General features: G+C 64.6%; 14 protein-coding genes. 11 read left to right on the plus strand and 3 right to left on the minus strand.

The features are described 5' to 3' along the window. Window positions 1-126: 126 nt before the first annotated feature. The 8 genes from cmk (at window position 127) to galU (ending at window position 8418) form a co-directional block, all read left to right on the plus strand. On the plus strand, window positions 127-804 hold the full coding sequence (cmk, locus tag QP457_RS09210) for a (d)CMP kinase (protein ID WP_032977572.1): 678 nt from the start codon (window positions 127-129) through the stop codon (window positions 802-804). Between the two features lie 201 nt (window positions 805-1005). Further along, window positions 1006-2691, plus strand: a complete 1686-nt coding sequence (gene rpsA / locus QP457_RS09215) for a 30S ribosomal protein S1 (protein ID WP_025875032.1) — start codon at window positions 1006-1008, stop codon at window positions 2689-2691. Between the two features lie 89 nt (window positions 2692-2780). Continuing rightward, a complete protein-coding gene (locus tag QP457_RS09220; protein ID WP_005409286.1) occupies window positions 2781-3086 on the plus strand; it encodes an integration host factor subunit beta in 306 nt (101 codons plus the stop codon). A gap of 77 nt (window positions 3087-3163) precedes the next feature. Further along, on the plus strand, window positions 3164-3448 hold the full coding sequence (locus QP457_RS09225; RefSeq protein ID WP_025875021.1) for a lipopolysaccharide assembly protein LapA domain-containing protein: 285 nt from the start codon (window positions 3164-3166) through the stop codon (window positions 3446-3448). Window positions 3449-3454: 6 nt separating this feature from the next. Beyond that, on the plus strand, window positions 3455-4633 hold the full coding sequence (gene lapB / locus QP457_RS09230) for a lipopolysaccharide assembly protein LapB (RefSeq protein WP_032977571.1): 1179 nt from the start codon (window positions 3455-3457) through the stop codon (window positions 4631-4633). Between the two features lie 3 nt (window positions 4634-4636). Then, entirely contained in the window at window positions 4637-5614 is a 978-nt protein-coding gene (locus QP457_RS09235; RefSeq protein ID WP_205405676.1) for a glycosyltransferase family 4 protein, read from the plus strand. A 15-nt stretch (window positions 5615-5629) separates the two neighbouring features. Beyond that, entirely contained in the window at window positions 5630-7543 is a 1914-nt protein-coding gene (locus QP457_RS09240) for a nucleoside-diphosphate sugar epimerase/dehydratase (RefSeq protein WP_165780973.1), read from the plus strand. Further along, window positions 7540-8418 (plus strand): UTP--glucose-1-phosphate uridylyltransferase GalU, encoded by an 879-nt coding sequence (galU, locus tag QP457_RS09245; protein ID WP_100552310.1) that lies wholly within the window; start codon window positions 7540-7542, stop codon window positions 8416-8418. Before QP457_RS09240 ends, galU begins: the two co-directional genes overlap by 4 nt. Before the next feature lie 485 nt (window positions 8419-8903). Here galU and QP457_RS09250 read toward each other — a convergent pair whose 3' ends face one another. The 3 genes from QP457_RS09250 to QP457_RS09260 form a co-directional block, all read right to left on the minus strand. After that, the gene (locus QP457_RS09250) at window positions 8904-10112 is read right to left on the minus strand and encodes an acetyl-CoA C-acyltransferase (protein ID WP_191078906.1); all 1209 of its coding nucleotides are present in this window, start codon (window positions 10110-10112) and stop codon (window positions 8904-8906) included. A 98-nt stretch (window positions 10113-10210) separates the two neighbouring features. After that, window positions 10211-12583 (minus strand): 3-hydroxyacyl-CoA dehydrogenase/enoyl-CoA hydratase family protein, encoded by a 2373-nt coding sequence (locus tag QP457_RS09255; RefSeq protein ID WP_089240532.1) that lies wholly within the window; start codon window positions 12581-12583, stop codon window positions 10211-10213. Between the two features lie 26 nt (window positions 12584-12609). Next, window positions 12610-13278, minus strand: coding sequence for a TetR family transcriptional regulator (locus QP457_RS09260; RefSeq protein WP_025875011.1), 669 nt, complete (start codon window positions 13276-13278; stop codon window positions 12610-12612). Window positions 13279-13624: 346 nt separating this feature from the next. Here QP457_RS09260 and ndk point away from each other — a divergent pair, with 346 nt between their 5' ends. Genes ndk through pilW form a run of 3 tightly spaced genes read left to right on the plus strand, consistent with a single transcriptional unit; the run spans window position 13625 to window position 16041 of the window. After that, window positions 13625-14050, plus strand: coding sequence for a nucleoside-diphosphate kinase (ndk, locus tag QP457_RS09265; protein WP_008265389.1), 426 nt, complete (start codon window positions 13625-13627; stop codon window positions 14048-14050). Window positions 14051-14060: 10 nt separating this feature from the next. After that, window positions 14061-15266 (plus strand): 23S rRNA (adenine(2503)-C(2))-methyltransferase RlmN, encoded by a 1206-nt coding sequence (gene rlmN / locus QP457_RS09270; RefSeq protein WP_032977561.1) that lies wholly within the window; start codon window positions 14061-14063, stop codon window positions 15264-15266. After that, on the plus strand, window positions 15253-16041 hold the full coding sequence (gene pilW, locus QP457_RS09275) for a type IV pilus biogenesis/stability protein PilW (protein WP_205405675.1): 789 nt from the start codon (window positions 15253-15255) through the stop codon (window positions 16039-16041). The genes rlmN and pilW overlap by 14 nt, the downstream gene beginning before the upstream one ends. Window positions 16042-16057: the final 16 nt, after the last annotated feature.

A 16057-nucleotide genomic window follows, 5' to 3' on the forward strand; every position in this document is an offset into this window, starting at 1 on the left:
TGACGCTCGTTCAAGCCCGCCATTCTACCGGGCTTTTCCCCATGGTTTCAAGTGGTTGCACAAATGGCCCGTTGCGGGGTGTCTGGCAGGGGCTAGAATGCCCCCTTCACACGCGCAAGGACCCCCATGAATCCACTCGTTCCCGTCCTGACCATCGACGGCCCATCAGGGGCTGGCAAGGGTACCATCAGCCGCATCGTGGCGCGCCGGTTGGGCTGGCACTACCTGGATTCGGGCGCTCTGTACCGCGCCGTCGGCGTGGCGGCCAGCTGGGCCGACATCGACACCTCCGATGCCTCCGCGCTGGTGCGCTGCACCTTTGATACCCATGTCCAGTTCGTCGAGCAGGGCGATGCCATGCGGGTCCTGGTCAATGGCACCGATGCCACCGACGAGCTGCGGCTGGAGACCACCGGAGCGCTGGCGTCGGCCATTGCCGCCATTCCCGAGGTCCGGGCCGCCCTGAAGGAGCGCCAGCGCGCATTCAGGATGGAGCCGGGGCTGGTCGCCGACGGCCGCGACATGGGCACCGTCATCTTCCCGGACGCCCCCTACAAGGTCTTCCTGACCGCCAGTGCCGAGGAGCGCGCCGAGCGCCGGCATAAGCAGTTGAAAGACAAGGGGGTTTCTGTTAACTTTGAAGACCTCCTGCGCGAGATCATGGCCCGCGACGCCCGTGATGCTCAGCGTACCGTGGCGCCCCTGAAGCCGGCAGACGATGCTGTCCTCATCGACACCACAGGCATCGGCATCGAAGATGTCGTTGCCAGAGTGATGGATCTGCTTCCGGTTCCGGCTGCCTGATCCGTTCGCGCGGGAGCTCTGCCAGCAGCATCGGTGGAGGTCGCGCATCTGCAGTGCTGTAAAAGCTCCGTCGCGCAATGATGCGTGGCGGTTTTCCTACTTCCACACACGACCTGCATTTCCGGGGTCGACCAACAGGCGGGCGGCAGCCATTCCCTGAAGGGAAGCCAGCCGACCCATGTGTCCAACAGAGTAAATCTAATGACCGAATCATTTGCCGAACTGTTTGAAGCCAGCCAGGCCAACCTGGCCAAGCTGAAGCCGGGCGCCATCGTCAGCGGTACCGTTGTTGAAGTCCGCGGCGACGTCGTGGTGATCAACGCCGGGCTGAAGTCGGAAGGCATCGTGCCGATCGAACAGTTCCGTAACGACGCTGGCGAAATCGATGTTGCCGAAGGCGACATCGTCAAGGTCGCCCTCGACTCGATCGAGAACGGCTTCGGTGAAACCGTCCTGTCGCGCGAGAAGGCCAAGCGCGCGATGGTGTGGGACGAGCTGGAAGAAGCGTTGGAAAAGAACGAAACCATCACCGGCCGCATCAGCGGCAAGGTCAAGGGTGGTTTCACCGTGGACATCAAGGATGTCCGCGCCTTCCTGCCGGGTTCCCTGGTCGATGTGCGCCCCGTGCGCGATCCGGCCTACCTGGAAGGCAAGGAGCTGGAATTCAAGCTCATCAAGCTTGACCGCAAGCGCAACAACGTCGTGGTCTCGCGCCGCGCTGTCGTCGAAAGCGAGCACTCGGAAGAGCGTGAGCAGCTGATGGACAAGCTGCAGGAAGGCGCGATCCTGAAGGGTGTCGTCAAGAACCTGACCGATTACGGCGCATTCGTGGACCTGGGCGGTATCGACGGCCTGCTGCACATCACCGACATGGCATGGAAGCGCGTGCGCCATCCGTCCGAAGTCGTGAACGTCGGCGACGAGCTGGACGTGCGCGTGCTGAAGTTCGACCGCGAGCGCAACCGCGTTTCGCTGGGCCTGAAGCAGCTGGGCGAAGATCCGTGGGATAACATCGCCCGTCGTTACCCGGCCAACAGCCGCGTGTTCGGCAAGGTCTCCAACGTCACCGATTACGGCGCATTCGTCGAAATCGAGCCGGGCGTCGAAGGTCTGGTGCACGTTTCCGAGATGGATTGGACCAACAAGAACGTCAACCCGTCCAAGGTTGTGCAGGTCGGTGACGAAGTTGAAGTCATGGTCCTGGACGTCGACGAGGAGCGTCGCCGCATCTCGCTGGGCATGAAGCAGGTTGCCGCCAATCCGTGGGAAACCTTCGCTGCCACCCACAAGAAGGGTGACAAGGTGTCGGGCCAGATCAAGTCGATCACCGACTTCGGCATCTTCATCGGCCTGGACGGCGGCATCGACGGCCTGGTTCACCTGTCCGACATCAGCTGGGCGACCACTGGCGAAGACATCGTTCGCAACTTCAAGAAGGGCGACAACCTGGACGCAGTGGTCCTGGCCGTCGATCCGGAGCGCGAGCGCATTTCGCTGGGCGTCAAGCAGCTGGAGCAGGATCCGTTCGGCCAGTACATGGCGACCAATCCGAAGGGCTCCAAGGTCGAAGGCGTGGTGAAGGAAGTCGACGCCAAGGGTGCGATCATCGAGCTGTCCGACGGCATCGAAGGCTATGTTGCAGCTCGCGACATCGCCAACGAGCGCGTCGACGACGCGACCCAGCACCTGAAGGTCGGCGACAAGGTTGAAGCCAAGTTCGTGGGCATGGATCGCAAGGGTCGTACCCTGCAGCTGTCGATCAAGGCCAAGGACGACGCTGAAATGCGCGAAGTGCTGGAGGAATACCAGTCCTCTTCGGCTTCCAGCGGCACCACCCAGCTGGGCGCGCTGCTGCGTGCACAGCTGAACGGCAACAAGTCCGAGTAATATCGGCCTTACGCTGTTCGTTGTTTCCTGGACGGCCCGGGCACTGCCCGGGCCGTTTCAGGCTGAGATGCCCCTGATGTGAGCCGGTAATGACCAAATCCGAACTGATCGAAATCCTCGCGCGCCGTCAGGCGCACCTGAAGGCCGATGATGTCGATCTGGCGGTCAAGTCATTGCTGGAAATGATGGGGGGCTCACTGTCGGCCGGCGATCGCATCGAGATCCGCGGCTTTGGCAGCTTTTCGCTGCACTACCGTCCGCCGCGCCTGGGTCGCAACCCGAAGACCGGCGAATCGGTTGCCCTGCCGGGCAAGCATGTCCCTCATTTCAAGCCAGGCAAGGAATTGCGCGAGCGGGTCAGCAGTGTGCTGCCGCTGGACGCAGATCCGGCCTGAGCCATCCGTCGCGCGACTTCGTGCGAATCCCACCACGAGTCGGATAAGCTACGGCCTCCTGCCAATGGAGCTGTCGCATGAAAGTTTTTCGTCTGCTGGTCCTGCTGGCGGTTCTCATCCTTGGTCTGATCATCGGTGCGGTCAACATGACGGCCATGTCGATCAACCTGCTGTTTACCCAATTGAACACGTCCGTCGGCGTGGCGCTGATTGCCGCCCTGCTGATCGGTGTCGTGGTCGGTGCTGGCCTGGTGCTGGTAAGCGTGGTCATTCCGCTCTACAGCCAGCTGCGCCGTGCCAACAAGTCGGCGGCTGCACCGTCGGCGCCGGTGGCCCCCTCCCAATCTTTTGATGGACGTTGATCGAAGATGGAATTCGTTTCCGAGTGGTTCTGGTTCTTCCTCTGTCTTCCGTTGGCGGCGCTGGCCGGCTGGGTAATCGGACGCCGCGGCGGTCAACGCCACGGTGACAACCAGGTCAGCCACCTGTCCAGCACCTATTTCCGTGGCCTGAACTATCTGCTCAACGAGCAGCCGGACAAGGCCATCGAACTGTTCCTGCACATCGCCGAGCTGGACAAGGAAACCTTCGAGACCCAGGTCGCGTTGGGCCATCTGTTCCGCCGCCGTGGTGAAGTGGATCGCGCGATCCGTCTGCACCAGGGCCTGGTCAACCGCCAGGACCTGAGTGACGCGCAGCGCGTGCAGGCCCTGCTGGCACTGGGCGAGGACTACATGAAGTCCGGCCTGCTGGACCGTGCCGAAACGGTGTTCACCGAACTGGCGCAGCTGGACCAGCGCGCACCGCAGGCGCTCAAGCACCTGATCGGCATCTACCAGGCCGAGCGTGACTGGGAAAAGGCGATCGACAACGCTACCCGCTTCGAAGATGTCACCGGCGAGCCGATGGGCAAGCTGATCGGGCAGTTCGAATGCGAGCTCGCCGAGCGCTTCCGTGGCGCTGGCAAGCTGGAAGAGGCGAGGGCGGCCATCGCCCGCGCTTACCAGGCCGATGCGATGTCGGTCCGTGCCGGCATCATCGAGGGCCGCCTGGAAACCGATGCAGGCAACGCCGAGGCTGCCGTGCGCGCCTTCGAGCGTGCTGCCCGCAACGATCCGGAGTACCTGCCGGAAGTACTGCCGGCGCTGATGGAAAACTACCGCAAGGTCGGTGACCTGGGCGGCGCGCGCGCCTTCCTGTCCGAGATGACCGAGCACTACCGCGGCATCGCCCCGGTGCTGGCGCTGACCCGCCTGATGGAAGAGCAGGAGGGTGTCGCACCTGCCCGCGCCTATCTTGGCCGCCAGCTCAAGGATCGCCCGTCGGTGCGTGGCGAATCGGCACTGATCGACCTCACTCTGGCCGAGGGCGCAGATTCCACCGCGACCCTGCACGACCTCAAGCACATCACCGACCAGTTGCTGGTGCGCAATCCTGCCTACCGCTGCACCCGCTGCGGATTCGGCGCGCGTACCCACCACTGGCAATGCCCCAGCTGCAAGGAGTGGGGCACGGTCAAGCCGCTGTTGAATTACGCGGTGCTCTGAACCATGCCGTGGCTTGTGATGGCCGCGCTGCTGGGCCTGGCCCTGCTCAGCGCGGCATTGACCTGGGCGGCGCGCGTGTACGCACTGCGCAGGCAGTTGCTGGACCAGCCCGGCGAGCGCCGCAGCCATAGCGTCGCCACCCCGCGTGGTGGCGGTATCGCCATCGTGATCAGTCTGCTGGTTGCGGCGGCCGTGGCCGCTTGCGTCTGGCCGGACGCTGCAGTCAGCCTGGCTGTCGCCAGCCTTGGCCTGGCGCTGGTTGCTGGCATTGGCTGGTGGGATGACCATCGGCCGCTCCCGGCCATGCGCCGGTTGCTGGTGCATTTCCTCGCCGCCGCCTTGCTGGCGGGACTGGTCAAGATGCACGGGGGCAGCTGGCTGCTGAGCCTGCTGGTGCTGTTCTTCACCGCCTCGCTGATCAACATCTGGAACTTCATGGATGGGATCAACGGGATTGCCAGCAGCCAGGCAGTCATCGTTGCGCTGGGCTTCGCGATGGTGCTGCCCTGGCCCTATTCGCTGGTGGCCATCGTGCTTGGCCTGGCGTGCCTGGGTTTTCTGCCATTCAATTTTCCGCAGGCCCGGATCTTCATGGGTGATGTCGGTAGCGGCGCGCTGGGCTATGCCGTGGCGGTGGTGCTGGCCGTCGCTGCAGTGCACACCGACATCAACTGGATCCTGCTGCTGCTGCCGTTGTCCGCCTTCCTTGTGGACGCGGGCTTCACGCTGTTGGCGCGCATGCTTTCCGGGCAACGCTGGATGGAACCCCACACCCAGCACGTCTACCAGCGCGCGGTCCAGGCAGGAGCCAGCCATCCCCAGGTGACAGGGATGTACTTTGTTTTGGGCCTGTTCAGTATTACAGTGTTCAATATCTGCACCAATTTGCAGCCGAGGTGGGAGGCTGCCGTAGCGGTCGCGTGGTTTGCCGCGTTGACCCTGCTGTGGCTCCTCCTGCGCAATGGATTGCGCCACCGATAAGGAATTACTCGATCTATGTCTTCACCCTGGCGGGACAGAATCCTCGGTCTGATGCCGCGTACGGCCATCGTCTGCCACGACTTGTTCATGGTATGGGCCTGTTGGCAGCTGCTGCATGCAGGTCGTTACTCGATCCTTGCCGACGCTCCCGCATTGCCGCTGTGGAACGTGGACACCACGCTGGTGCTGGCGCTGCAGGGCCTGGTGTTCTGGCGTATCGGCCTCTATCGCGGGCTGTGGCGCTTCGCCAGCGTCAGCGACCTGCTGAACATCTTCAAGGCCAGCTTCATCGGCCTGATCGCCATTGTTCTGGTGCTGGCCTGGAAGCGCTTCAACGGCGTGCCGATGTCGGTGCTGGTGATCTATCCGTTCGCACTGTCGGCACTGCTGGGCGCGCCGCGCCTGTTGTACCGGGCGTGGAAGGACTACCAGTCGCTGCAGTCCGATTCGTCCGCGCGCCGCGTGCTGATTCTTGGCGCCGGCCAAGCCGCTGAGACCCTGGTGCGCGACCTGCGCCGATCCGGCAATTTCGAGCCGGTTGGCCTGCTCGATGATGCACCGCACCTGCGTGGCGCCAAGCTGCAGAGCCTGCCGATCCTGGGCACGCTGGACGACGCACCGGCGGTGGCCCGGGAGACCGCGGCCAAGCTGCTGGTGATCGCCATGCCCTCGCTGGATGCCGTTGGCATGCAGCGCGTGGTGGCCATCTGCGAGAGCACCGGCATTCCGTTCCGCACGGTGCCCAAGCTCAGCGACATCCTGCAGGGTCAGTCGCTGCCGGGCCAGTTGAAGGAAGTGGCCATCGAAGATCTGCTTGGGCGCAAGCCGATCATGCCGGACTGGAACCTCATCCGCGGCTGGTTGGGTGGGCGCACGGTGATGGTCACCGGTGCCGGTGGCTCGATCGGGTCCGAGTTGTGTCGCCAGTGCGCGCGCCATGGTGCCGGTCGTATCGTGCTGCTGGAGATCAGTGAACTGCTGCTGTTGACCATCGAGGGCGAGCTGCGCCGCAGCTTCCCCGATGTCGAGATCGAAGCCGTGCTCGGTGACTGTGGCGATCCTGCGGTGATCCGTCATGCGCTGTCGCTGCACCCGGTCGACACCGCCTTCCATGCGGCCGCCTACAAGCATGTGCCGGTGCTGGAGCGTCAGCTGCGCGAAGCCGTGCGCAACAACATCCTGGCCACCGAGAACGTGGCCCGCGCCTGCCTGGAAGCCCGCGTCGAGCACTTTGTGTTCATTTCGACCGACAAGGCGGTGGACCCGGTCAATGCGCTGGGCGCCAGCAAGCGCTATGCGGAGATGATCTGCCAGAGCCTGGACCAGAAGTCCACGCACACCCGTTTCGTGACCGTGCGCTTCGGCAACGTGCTGGCGTCGGCCGGCAGCGTGGTGCCGTTGTTCCGCGAGCAGATCCTCAAGGGCGGCCCGGTTACGGTGACCGACCCGGAGGTCAGCCGCTATTTCATGACCATTCCCGAGGCCTGCCAGCTGATCCTGCAGGCGGCCGCGTCGGCGTCGCACGGCGCGATCTATACCTTGGACATGGGCGAGCCCGTGCCGATCCGGGTGCTGGCCGAACAGATGATCCGCCTGGCGGGCAAGCAGCCCTACAAGGACATCCCGATCATCTACACCGGCATGCGCCCGGGCGAGAAGCTGCACGAGACGCTGTTCTATTCCGACGAGGACTACCGGCCGACCGCGCACCCGAAGATCCTGGAAGCCGGCGTACGTGCGTTCTCGCGTGACGTCGTGCTGGGCAACGTGCCCAAGCTGCGCGAGGCGATTGCCAGGTACGACATCGATACGATCCAGGAAATCCTGTTCGCGACCATGCCGGAATTCTCGCCAATCGAACAGGATGCTTACATTTCTTCCGCTAAGGTTGTGCCCTTTCCGGCACGTGAGGCCAGCAGGCACCAATGAGCAAGCGCATTCGCAAGGCAGTATTTCCAGTAGCAGGTCTGGGCACGCGTTTTCTTCCGGCGACCAAGACGGTGCCAAAGGAGATGCTGCCGATCATCGATCGGCCGCTGATCCAGTACGCCGTGGATGAGGCGATCGAAGCGGGCTGTGACACCCTGGTGTTCATCACCAATCGCTACAAGCACGCTGTCGCCGACTATTTCGACAAGGCCTACGAGCTGGAGCAGAAGCTCGAGCGCGCGGGCAAGCACGAGCAGCTCGAATTGATCCGCCATGTGCTGCCGGAAGGCGTGCGCGCGATCTTCGTCACCCAGGCCGAGGCTCTGGGCCTGGGCCACGCGGTACTGTGCGCCAAGGCGGTCATCGGTGACGAGCCGTTCGCCGTGCTGTTGCCGGATGATCTGATCTGGAACCGCGGCGCGGGTGCACTGAAACAGATGGCCGACCTCAACGAGGCCAGCGGCGCCAGCGTCATCGCTGTGGAAGACGTGCCACACGACAAGACGGCCAGTTACGGCATCGTCGCCACCGAGGCGTTCGATGGCCGCAAGGGGCGTATCTCGCAGATCGTGGAGAAGCCGAAGCCGGAAGACGCGCCGAGCGATCTGGCGGTCGTCGGCCGCTACGTGCTGAGCCCGAAGATCTTCGAGCTGCTTGAGCAGACCCGGACCGGTGCCGGCGGCGAAATCCAGCTGACCGATGCGATCGCTGAACTGCTGAAGACCGACGAGGTCGATGCCTATCGTTTCGAAGGCACCCGTTTCGACTGCGGCACCCATCTGGGGCTGGTCGAGGCGACGATCCGCTTTGCGCTGGACAACCCGAAGCTGGCCGGCCCGGCGCGGGAGAAGCTGACGGCGATGCTGGCGGAATAAGGTTTTATCAAGCGCTCCGTCAGCGCCTTCCTGCCAAAGTGGGGGAGGCGCGGGCAGGCCGCTGCAGGACACGCCGTAAACCCATCCCTGGGGGCTCGATGGCGCCATCCATGGCGCCAACGGTCCTGCAGCGGCCTGCCCACGCCTCTCGACAGTTTCCTGCGGGCGCGGACGGGAAGGGTGGAATCAAGGGCAAGAGCAAAAGCAAAAAGGCAGCCGATGGCTGCCTTTTTTGTTTCCGCGAGCGTCGAGTCGGGGTCGGATCCCTTTGCGTAGCAAAGGGCTCTGACCCCAGCCTTTGATCCTGCCTTTGCTCATCCCTCCGCCGCGGGGAGGCTGGAAGGGCCGGGTTGGCAGGGCTGCCCGGGACCGTTGGCGCCATGGATGGCGCCATCGAGCCCCCATGGAAGGGTTCACGGCGTGTCCCGGGCAGCCCTGCCAACCCGGCCCACGCCATGAAGCCCAACGAGGCAACGCTTTGAACCTTACAGCGCCTCGAAAATACCCGCTGCGCCCATGCCGGTACCGATGCACATCGTCACCATGCCGTACTTCTGCTGGCGACGACGCAGGCCGTGCAGCAGGGTCGCGGTACGGATCGCACCGGTCGCACCCAGCGGGTGGCCCAGGGCGATCGCGCCGCCCAGCGGGTTGACCTTGCTCGGGTCCAGGCCGCAATCGCGGATCACCGCCAGCGACTGTGCAGCGAAGGCTTCGTTGAGCTCGATCCAGTCCAGCTGGTCCTGGGTCAGGCCGGCCTGCTTCAGCGCCTTCGGAATCGCGGCGATCGGGCCGATGCCCATCACTTCCGGGCGCACGCCGGCCACCGAGAAGCTGACGAAACGGGCCAGCGGGGTCAGGCCGTAATCCTTGATCGCCTGCTCCGAGGCCAGCAGCACCGCACCGGCGCCATCGCTCATCTGCGAGGAGTTGCCGGCAGTGACGGTGCCGCCGAACTGGCCGTTGCGGAACACCGGGCGCAGCTTGGCCAGGCCTTCAGCGGAGGAATCCGGACGCGGGCCTTCGTCGGTGTCGGCCACCTTGTTGCGGGTGATGATGCGCTTGCCGTCGGCCAGGTCGGGCTGGTGCGAGACGATCTCGTACGGGGTGATCTCGTCCTTGAAGTCGCCGTTCTGGATGGCGGCCATGGCCTTCTGGTGCGAGGCGAGGGCGAACGCATCCTGGTCTTCGCGCGAGACCTTCCATTCTTCAGCGACCTTCTCGGCGGTGATGCCCATGCCGTAGGCGATGGCGACGTGGTCGTTGTCGAACACGCTCGGGGCCATCGCGATCTTGTTGCCCATCATCGGCACCATCGACATCGATTCGGTGCCGCCGGCCAGCATGAGGTCGGCATTGCCAAGGCGGATGGCGTCGGCCGCCTGCGCCACGGCCTGCAGACCGGAGGAGCAGAAGCGGTTCACGGTCTGCGCGGCGATGGTGTTCGGCAGGCCGGCCAACAGCACGCCGATGCGGGCGACGTTCATGCCCTGCTCGGCTTCCGGCATCGCACAGCCGATGATCGCGTCATCGATGCGGTTGACGTCCACGCCCGGCGCCTGTGCGACGACGCTGCGCAGCACGTGGGCGAGCATGTCGTCGGGGCGGGTGTTGCGGAACATGCCCTTGGGCGCCTTGCCAACCGGGGTACGGGTGGCGGCGACGATGTAGGCGTCCTGGATTTGCTTGGTCATTGCAGTGATCTCTCGAAGTTTTTTGCCGGTGTGCCCACCAAGGTGGGCACCTACCAGAGGCAGAGGGATGCCGACCCGAAGCCGGCACCCACCATCAATCAATTACGCAGCGGCTTGCCGGTCTTGAGCATGTGCGCGATGCGGGCCTGGGTCTTTTCCTGCTGGGCCAGTTCGACGAAGTGCTTGCGCTCCAGGGTCAGCAGCCACTCTTCGTCGACCAGGGTGCCGCGGTCGACCTTGCCGCCGCACAGTACGGTGGCGATGCGCTCGGCGATCTCGTAGTCGTACGGGCTGATGAAGCGGCCTTCCAGCATGTTGACCAGCATCATCTTGAAGGTCGCGATGCCGACGTCACCGGCCACCTGGATGCGGCGTGCCGGCAGCGGCGGACGGTAGCCCGCTTCGGCCAGCGCACGTGCTTCGGCCTTGGCGATGTACAGCGCTTCGTAGCTGTTGAACACCACCTTGTCGGTGCTGCGCAGCAGGCCCAGTTCCTGGGCGTTGACCGCCGAGTTGGACACCTTGGCCATCGCCACGGTCTCGAAGGTCTTCTTCAGTTCGGCGAACACGTCACCGCCCGGGCCTGCGGCCTGCGAGGCGCGCACGGCCAGTTCCTTCAGGCCGCCACCGGCCGGCAGCAGGCCGACGCCGGCCTCGACCAGGCCGATGTAGCTTTCCAGGAAGGCCACGGTCTTGGCGCTGTGCATCTGGAATTCGCAGCCGCCACCCAGGGCCAGGCCACGCACCGCAGCCACCACCGGCACCAGTGAGTACTTGATGCGCTGGCTGGTGCGCTGGAAGTTGTGCACCATTTCCTCGAACTGGTCGACCTTGCCGGCCTGCAGCAGGCCGAGCGCGCCGGCCAGGTCGGCACCGGCGGAGAAGGGCTCCTTCTGCTGCCAGATCACCAGGCCCTGGAAGTCCTTCTCGGCGCGCGTGACGCACTCCTGCAGGCCATCCAGCACGTGGTCGGACACGGTGTTCATCTTGGTCTTGAAGCTGACCACGGCGATGCCATCACCGTCGTGCCACATGCGCAGGCCGTCGTTCTCGAACACGGTCTCGCCCGGTGCGAACTTCTCGCCCAGCAGCGGATCGGGGAAGCGCTGGCGCTGGTACACCGGCAGCGACGAGCGCGGCAGCTTGGCGTTGCGCGACGGGCTGTAGCTGCCCTCGGCGGCGTGCACACCGTCGCGGCCATCGAACACCCAGTCCGGCAGCGGGGCGTTGCTCATGCTCTTGCCGGCCACGATGTCATCGGCGATCCACTGTGCGACCTGCTTCCAGCCGGCGGCCTGCCAGGTTTCGAACGGGCCCAGCGACCAGCCGTAGCCCCAGCGGATGGCCAGGTCGACGTCGCGCGCGGTCTCGGCGATGTCGGCCAGATGGTAGGCGCTGTAGTGGAACAGGTCGCGGAAGGTCGCCCACAGGAACTGCGCCTGCGGATGCTGGCTCTCGCGCAGCTTGGCGAACTTCTCGGCCGGGTTCTTGATCTTCAGGATCTCGACCACTTCCGGTGCGGCGGCGCGGTCAGCCGGACGGTAGTCCTGCTTTTCCAGGTCCAGCACCACGATGTCCTTGCCGACCTTGCGGAAGATGCCGGCGCCGGTCTTCTGGCCCAGTGCACCCTTGGCAATCAGCGCATCCAGCCACTTCGGCGACTTGAAGAATTCATGCCACGGGTCATTCGGCAGGGTATCGCCCATGGTCTTGATGACGTGGGCCATGGTGTCCAGGCCGACCACGTCGGAGGTGCGGTAGGTGGCCGACTTCGGGCGGCCGACCAGCGGGCCGGTCAGGCCGTCCACTTCATCAAAGCCCAGGCCGAACTGCTGGGTGTGGTGGATGGTGGACAGGATCGAGAACACGCCGATGCGGTTGCCGATGAAGTTCGGGGTGTCCTTGGCGTACACCACGCCCTTGCCCAGGGTGGTGACCAGGAAGGCTTCCAGGCCTTCCAGCACGCTGGCGTCGGTGGTAGTGGCCGGAATCAGCTCGGCCAGGTGCATGTAGCGCGGCGGATTGAAGAAATGCACGCCGCAGAAGCGGTGGCGCAGCTGTTCCGGCAGCACGTCGGCCAGCTTGTTGATGCCCAGGCCCGAGGTGTTGGAGGCCAGCACCGCGTGGTCGGCCACGAACGGGGCGATCTTCTTGTACAGGTCCTGCTTCCAGTCCATGCGCTCGGCGATGGCCTCGATGATCAGGTCGCAGTCCTTCAGCTGTTCCAGCCCGGTCTCGTAGTTGGCCGGGGTGATGGCTTCGGCCAGCGACTTGCTGGCCAGCGGTGCCGGGCTCAGCTTGCCGAGGTTGGCGATCGACTTCAGCACGATGCCATCGGCCGGACCTTCCTTGGCGGGCAGGTCGAACAGTACGGTGTCGACGCCGGCATTGGTGAGGTGGGCGGCGATCTGGGCACCCATGACGCCGGCACCCAGCACGGCGGCGCGGCGGACTAGCAGGGAATTGGACATGGTGTAGGGCCTTTGTTGGTCAGCAGTTACTGGGTGGAATCAATGGAGGCGGGCAGGGCGCTGCCGCTGCGGGCGGCGGCGCGGAATCCGGCCTCGGCGAAATGGATCAGTTCATGCGCGGCATGGGCACGATGCGCCGTTTCGGTGACACCGGCGGGTCGCTTGATCAGCCCGAAATCGGCCATGGCATAGGTCAGCGAGCCGGCCAGGAAATCCAGGCGCCAATAGAGCTCCTCTTTGCTCAGGCCAGGCACGCAGGTGGCGATCGCCTTGCCGAACTCACGCAGCACGTGGCCGTAGTGGTCGGACAGGAACTTGCGCAGGTTGTCGTTCTTTTCAGCGTAGGCACGGGCGATCACGCGGACGAAGGCGCCGCCGTTCTGGCGGTCCTGGGCCAGCGCCAGGGCCGGCTCGACGAAGGCGGCCAGCACCGGCCGCAGTTGCCCAGGGTGTTCGTTGCGGGCGCGCTCGAGCTGGGCCAGGCGGGCACCGGTCATCTCGTCCATGCGGCGGCGGAACACCTCGTTGACCAGGTTTTCCTTGGAGCCGAAGTGGTAGTTCACCGCAGCGATGTTGACGTCGGCCTGGCTGGTGACCTGGCGCAGCGAGGTGCCGGCAAAGCCGTGCTGGGCGAACAGCTCCTCGGCGGCGCCGAGGATCCGGTCCTTGGTCGAGAAGTGGGCGGGCTTGGCCATCGGGCGGGCGGACCTTAATCAAACGATTGTTTGATACTAGAACCAGACGGTACCGTATGGCATTTTGCAGTGCAGCAAAAATGCCTGGGCCGGTCAGATTTCACTCAGGTGGGTGAATGGGCGGACCTGAACCTGTAGAGCCGAGCCCATGCTCGGCTGCTCTTCGGCCCAAAGGCCAGCCGAGCATGGGCTCGGCTCTACTGGAGGGCCGCACGGCCCTCTACCACGCGCGGGCTTTATCTTTTACAATCCGCACACGTTTATCAGGCTAAGCCCGCGTTTCGACGCGGCTTTTTTTTTGTTACCCTTCGGGCCATCAGCGGCCCGATTCCATTGGAGACATCCCATGGCGCTGGAGCGCACCCTTTCGATCATCAAGCCGGACGCCGTTGCCAAGAACGTCATCGGCGAAATCTACGCCCGCTTTGAAAAGGCTGGCCTGAAGGTCGTGGCCGCCAAGTACAAGCAGCTGTCGCGCCGTGAAGCCGAAGGCTTCTACGCCGTGCACCGCGAGCGTCCGTTCTTCAACGCACTGGTCGAGTTCATGATCTCCGGTCCGGTGATGATCCAGGCCCTGGAAGGCGAGAACGCCGTCCTGGCCCACCGCGACCTGCTGGGCGCCACCAACCCGAAGGAAGCCGCTGCGGGCACCATCCGCGCCGACTTCGCCGAATCCATCGATGCCAATGCCGCCCACGGCTCGGACTCGGTCGAGAATGCAGCGATTGAAATCGCCTACTTCTTCGCCGCCACCGAAGTCGTCTCGCGCTGAGAGTAATGCCGTGAACGAGGTCGTACAGAAAATCGCCATCCAGCCGCTGCCGAAGTCGGCACCCACGGCTGGCAAGCAGAACCTGCTCGACCTCGATCGCGCGGGCCTGGAGAAGTTTTTCGTCGAGGTTCTCGGCGAGAAGAAATTCCGCGCCCATCAGGTGATGAAGTGGATCCACCATCGCTACGTCACCGAGTTCGATGAGATGACCGACCTCGGCAAGGTCCTGCGCGCCAAGCTGCAGGAGCATGCCGAGGTCCTCGTCCCGAACATCATCTTCGACAAACCCTCTGCCGACGGCACCCACAAGTGGCTGCTGGCGATGGGCGTTGATGGCAAGAACGCCATCGAGACCGTGTACATCCCCGACAAGACCCGCGGCACGCTGTGCGTGTCCTCGCAGGTCGGTTGCGGCCTGAACTGCACGTTCTGCTCCACCGCTACCCAGGGCTTCAACCGCAACCTGACCACCGCCGAGATCATCGGCCAGGTGTGGATTGCGGCGCGCCACCTGGGCAACGTGCCGCACCAGATGCGCCGCCTCACCAACGTGGTGATGATGGGCATGGGCGAGCCGCTGATGAATTTCGACAACGTCGTGCGCGCCATGAGCGTGATGCGCGACGATCTGGGCTACGGCCTGGCCAACAAGCGCGTGACCCTGTCGACCTCCGGCCTGGTGCCGCAGATCGACCGCCTGTCCACCGAAAGCGACGTGTCGCTGGCGGTGTCGCTGCATGCGCCGAACGACGAGCTGCGCGAGACCCTCGTGCCGCTCAACAAGAAGTACCCGATCGCCGAGCTGATGGCCTCCTGCGCACGCTACCTGCGCGCCAACAAGCGCCGCGAATCGGTCACCTTCGAATACACCCTGATGAAGGGCATCAACGACCAGCCCGAGCATGCCCGCCAGCTGGCGCGGCTGATGCACCAGTTCGACAACGCGGTGCAGGCCAGGGACTCGGGCAAGGTCAACCTGATCCCGTTCAACCCGTTCCCGGGCACCCGCTACGAGCGTTCCGAAGAAGCGCATATCCGCGCCTTCCAGAAGATCCTGCTCGACAGCAACGTGCTGACGATGGTGCGCCGTACCCGTGGCGACGATATCGACGCCGCCTGCGGCCAGCTCAAGGGCCAGGTCATGGACCGCACCCGCCGCCAGGCAGAGTTCAACAAGACACTGCAGGCAGGGAAGGGGAGCGATGCGGCGGCCTGATCGCCTGCCGGTGGCCCTGTTCGCAGGCGCGCTGGCACTGGCAGCGGGCGGTTGCACGACCACGAGTGAGATTCCGATCGGCCCGGGCGGGGTCGCGCCGATCCACAGCGTCCGTGATGCACCGGGCGTACGCCAGAAGTTCCACTACGAGGATCTGCTGGCGCTGGCCGCCCGCGACATGCAGGTGGGCAATCTGGACGAGGCCGAGCGCAAGGTGCGCCGTGCGCTGAAGCTCCAGCCCAGCGGGGTGGATGCGGTGATGCTGCTGGCCGGAGTCGAAGACCGCAGGGGGCGCGAGCAGCAGGCGGGGGATGGTTTCCGTCGCGCTGCGGAGCTGGCGCCGCAACGCGGTGACGTGCTCAACAATTACGCGGCATGGTTGTGCCAGCACGGCCACTCGGCCGAATCGCTGGTCTGGTTCGATCGTGCCCTGGCTGCCCCGGACTACGCCACGCCCGCTGCTGCCCTGGCCAATGCCGGTGGTTGTGCGTTGGACGCTGGCCAGCTTGAACGCGCCGAGCGCGACCTGCGGGCCGCTCTGGCGCAGGTGCCGGACAACCCGGTCGCCCTGGAGGCGATGGCCCAGCTGAGCTTCCGTCGCGGCCAGTTCATGGAGGCCCGGGCCTTCGCCGAACGTAGGATTGCGGCTGCACCGGCCACGCGTTCCGTGTTACAACTTGCGTCTGAAATCGAGGCGCGACTGGGTGATCAGGCGGCATCTGATCGCTATCTTCAGCGGATTCGACAGGAATTTCCGCAGGACGCGGGCTCCTAACTCCAGGGTTGATGCA

Origin of the sequence: Stenotrophomonas sp. As-7 (assembly GCF_030291015.1) — a bacterium.
In the GTDB taxonomy this organism is placed as follows: Bacteria; Pseudomonadota; Gammaproteobacteria; order Xanthomonadales; family Xanthomonadaceae; genus Stenotrophomonas; species Stenotrophomonas lactitubi.